Source organism: Paenisporosarcina sp. (assembly GCF_049671445.1).
Lineage (GTDB): Bacteria > Bacillota > Bacilli > Bacillales_A > Planococcaceae > Paenisporosarcina.
In genome coordinates this window covers 1-4,021 of sequence record NZ_JBATUX010000006.1, presented here as the reverse complement: position 1 = coordinate 4,021, position 4,021 = coordinate 1, and the positions used below count along the sequence as shown (strand labels likewise).

Genomic DNA, 4,021 nt, shown 5'->3' with positions numbered 1-4,021 from the left:
TATGGGTTGCTGTATCTCAGACAATTCAGCACTCTCCATCATAACCTCTTCATATTTTACTAAATTAATTTTTTGAACGGGTTTTTCTGTATCGACCATGTTGGCGATTTCTAGTAGCTGTTCCTCTTCAGCTCCATGTAAAATAAAGTATTTCTCTTTCGTGAAAAGATGCATCTCCTTTTGATCAACCGAATAATAAGCATCATGACCTTTAATGACTAGAGTTTCTTCGTCGGTCCATATTTTGTTCCTAGTTCTTTTATACTCTTCGATATTTTTAGGAAGATCAACATTTTCAATCATGTTCACTGCAAATTTATCTCCATAATACGTCAATGATATTTGGTAGCCGTCACTTACCGTCCGTGCATAAATTTGAGGTTTAGATGAAATTTTAGGAATCACATTTTGTATATCAATGGGCAAGCTTAGATTTTCAAGTAAGTCCTCATTGACTATTAATGGTAAGTCCTCAGGTAAATCTCCATTCAAATCTATAGGTTCAATAATAGTTGGCTCATTGTTTTTGTTTTCTACAGAGGCTTGCAAGGATTCTTTTTCAAATAAACCCAATTCCTGAGTAACAAAGAAAAAACCAAATCCTACAAATCCTAAAGCAACTGCTACTGTTAAGAAGTTGGGAAACCAATTATTGTTTTTTCCCTTAATACTATTTCGAACTTTTCGTTTACTCTCTTCTGTAAACTTATGTCCCTTATAAACACCATCTTCCAAAATAGTTCGTACATCATCTAATTTATCTTTCATATGTCTCACTCCCTTCTAGTATATTTCCTAACATTGTTCTACTTCTTTTTAGCCTGCTTTTTAAGGTGTTTTGATTAACGTTTAACATCTGACTAATTTCTAATATCGAAAGGTTTTCATAATAAAACAAGTGAATTGTTTCTCGGTATTTGAGAGGTAAAGATAAAATACTTGCTGCTATTAAAGCACTTTCATCACTTTTTAAAACCACATTTTCTGGAGATAGTTCTGATGATTTATGAGAGGCAAAAATATCTGTTCCAACGAACACCTTTTTCACAAAAGAACTCCTTAAGACATCTTTGCTACGGTTAATCGTTATTTTATATATCAACGCCTTGAAGTTTTCTACTTTAGAGTATTGACTGTAGTTTTTATAACATGTAATAAAGACTTCTTGAACAATTTCCTGTGAAATGCCCCAATCTTTTATGTAACTGTAAGCTACCCTAATCATTTTATCGCCGTATTCAGTCATTATTTCTTCTAACCATATCTCTTGCGAATCTGAATAAACTTCATTTTTCATTTCAGTTAACTCCATTTTCCCACCTCATTTATGTATCACTATAACGAGTGAGTTGCTATTTGGGTTTCAAAATTATTGAATTATTTCTTATTTATACTAATTTAATAGAGCTAGAAAAGATCTCTTGGTTCCGTCTTCTACCAACCACAGGAAGATTATGAATAAGCTTCAAAGATCGAAAAAAAGAGAACCTCGATAAACGAAGTTCTCTTTTCTGCTGTTTACAATCCGTGGAATCCAGCTAGCCCTAATAAGTAGATATTACATCAAAGCTTTCGGCACTTTGCCATAGCGTAAATAAACAGCGAAAAATACAGCAGCACTAAGTAAACGTAATGCGGAACTAATATACATAGCCATTTCAACACCCCATGCATTCAATAACCAAATGCCGATTTGTGGGGCAAGGAAAGCCATAAAGGCAAGTAGGACATTGTATGTCGTAATGCAGTAAGTTCGAGATGCTTCAGGTGATTGTTCAAGCAGTAAATTGAATAAAAGCAACACGACACCTGATAAGAAAAAGCCGGATATCGTTTGGACGAAGGTTAAATAATACAAGTTCGTCGACAAGACGGTTAAAAATGGCGTACTAGCCATACCGATCGCAGCCCATACAAATACGCGGACATTGGATCTTTGCTCCGCCCATTTTTTCCAAAGTGGGAACGTTAATATTTGCATTAACATATTTCCAACCGAAAACATGCTAATCCAGAAAACCGTTGCTCCGACAACTCGTACGTGGTAAATATTAAAAATCCCCCACGCCATTTGCCACGCGAAATTGAAAAATAGTGCAGCTATTAAAAACGATACAAAGCCTGAATGTTTGAAGATAGACCAGTCCATCAATTTCTTTTTCATAACAGGTCCATCGATATGAGCGGGCGTCTCGTCATGCTTCATCAATAAAAAAACTTCCAAGAGGCCAAAACCAAATGCGATGGCAAATAAAATTTGATACGCTGCGACACTTTCAGAAGCATCCTTCATCACAATTCCGATGATTAATGTGGACACCAATCCAACCATTGTTAACAAACGGTTACGGTCACTAAAAAATGCTCCACGCCTGGATTCGCTAATCATGCTACTAATGAGTGTCTGCCAACCAATGGTCGCAACCGTGTTAGGCACACTCATCAAGGCGATGATGACCAGGAAAGCCCAAGCTTGCATGGATTCTGACGGAAGATAAACCAGTACGACTATGGGCAAAAACATGACACGAGCTAATAAAATCGACGTCGCCACTAGCTTTTTGTGTTCAGCTGCTCGATTTAACATGATGGCAGCTGGAATCGTCATCAGCAACGCCATTAATGGAGGTAGGGAACTAATTAATCCCACTTGGTAATTGCTGGCGCTTAATATGGTAATCGCAAAAATAGGAAAGAAGTTATTCGAAAAGTTCATGGCAATAGTCGAAGCCATGCCATTGTAAATACTGATTTTTTCATTATATGGTCGCATATTATTCTCCACGTATATTCATAATTTGGTACGCTTTGAATTATATACTTGTGGCAAAAGAAAACAAGTCCTTTGTGACACGAAATTTTTGGGACACTTCTCATTTGCAACAATTAACAATTAGGATTCCTTCGGCTTGCCTTCTTGAACTGAATTATACTGTGCACTCATTCGCCATTCCAAGAATCGTGGAATGAAAAAATAAAGTGCAGCGTAGATCAAAACAAACAACAGAATATCCAAAAAATAGATAAAGAGAGAACTTGGAACAAACTGACCTTCACTATAAAATTTGTATTGGAAGAAGTCCACTTGTAAATAAGTAACTTTACTAATAATCCCTGCTAACACGACTGAGAACAAAGCCCGCCAAATATTCATCGATTTTTACCGTCCTTTATAAGAATATAGTGTTTTAATGACTTGATGAGGGATGTCTTTGAGTACATATTGGGAGAAAGGGTCCGTTGAATCATTCTCTTTTTCTATGAAGTGAATACCATGTCTTTGGCCAATACGAATTTGATGTTCTAGCATTTCCTTAAGAATGAACGGAGGTTCTTTACTCCTAACACCGTTCCAACCGAGTTCCCATGAGTCAGTTCGATCTCCTTTATATATAAGAGAAAACGCGCGAACTTCATCTTCAACAACTAATACTGAACTGATTTCTTCTAGAACATCAGCCGTAATCATGTTTGTCCATGCAGTTATGGGCAAGTCTGCTACAGGATTATTGAGATGAGTGTTTGTATAAACGTCCTTACATAATGATATGAATTGGTCATGTAGGTGAGGAGTTTTCATTAAATCATGTAAGGTTAAAACGTTATCAGGTAGCATCATTCCTTCTACATGAACTGTTCGTACATCTATGGAGCAAATGTCTGTTTGACGAATCATTGTGTAATTTGATTCAATTAATACACTACTTAGTTGAGTGAATCTTCCGTCAATTTTAAACAGAAGTGGACGTTCAACATGCGTTTGTAAATAGGTAAGGAGTTCGTGTAAAGCGGCTTTGTTGGAACTGGTGAAGTCGTAGGCTACCTGTATGTAGGTGCACACTGGATGCCAGATTGATTCGAAAGCACAAGCAACCATTTGGATTTCACCAGTTGTCTGTAGTGAAAAGATACCTTTGTTCAGATGTGACATTAACGTACGCTTAATGTCTGATTGCAAATCTGTATGGCCAGAAAAAACTGTATCGATAAATTCGATAATGTCACTGTGCTGGTTTTCCAC

Annotated in this window: 5 protein-coding genes; all 5 read right to left on the bottom strand. The window is 36.6% G+C overall.

The features are described 5' to 3' along the window. Nucleotides 1-768: NUMOD3 domain-containing DNA-binding protein (locus WBG45_RS00185; RefSeq protein WP_424411795.1), on the bottom strand; the 768-nt coding region annotated here is incomplete at its 3' end. Then, nucleotides 758-1,312 (bottom strand): sigma-70 family RNA polymerase sigma factor, encoded by a 555-nt coding sequence (locus tag WBG45_RS00180; protein ID WP_424411794.1) that lies wholly within the window; start codon nt 1,310-1,312, stop codon nt 758-760. The genes WBG45_RS00180 and WBG45_RS00185, both read right to left, overlap by 11 nt. 246 nt (nt 1,313-1,558) lie before the next feature. Beyond that, entirely contained in the window at nt 1,559-2,773 is a 1,215-nt protein-coding gene (locus tag WBG45_RS00175; protein WP_424411793.1) for an MFS transporter, read from the bottom strand. Nucleotides 2,774-2,893: 120 nt separating this feature from the next. Beyond that, nucleotides 2,894-3,154, bottom strand: coding sequence for a hypothetical protein (locus WBG45_RS00170; RefSeq protein ID WP_424411792.1), 261 nt, complete (start codon nt 3,152-3,154; stop codon nt 2,894-2,896). Nucleotides 3,155-3,160: 6 nt separating this feature from the next. Continuing rightward, nucleotides 3,161-4,021, bottom strand: an 861-nt coding sequence (locus tag WBG45_RS00165) for a hypothetical protein (protein ID WP_424411791.1), incomplete at its 5' end; no start/stop codon positions are given.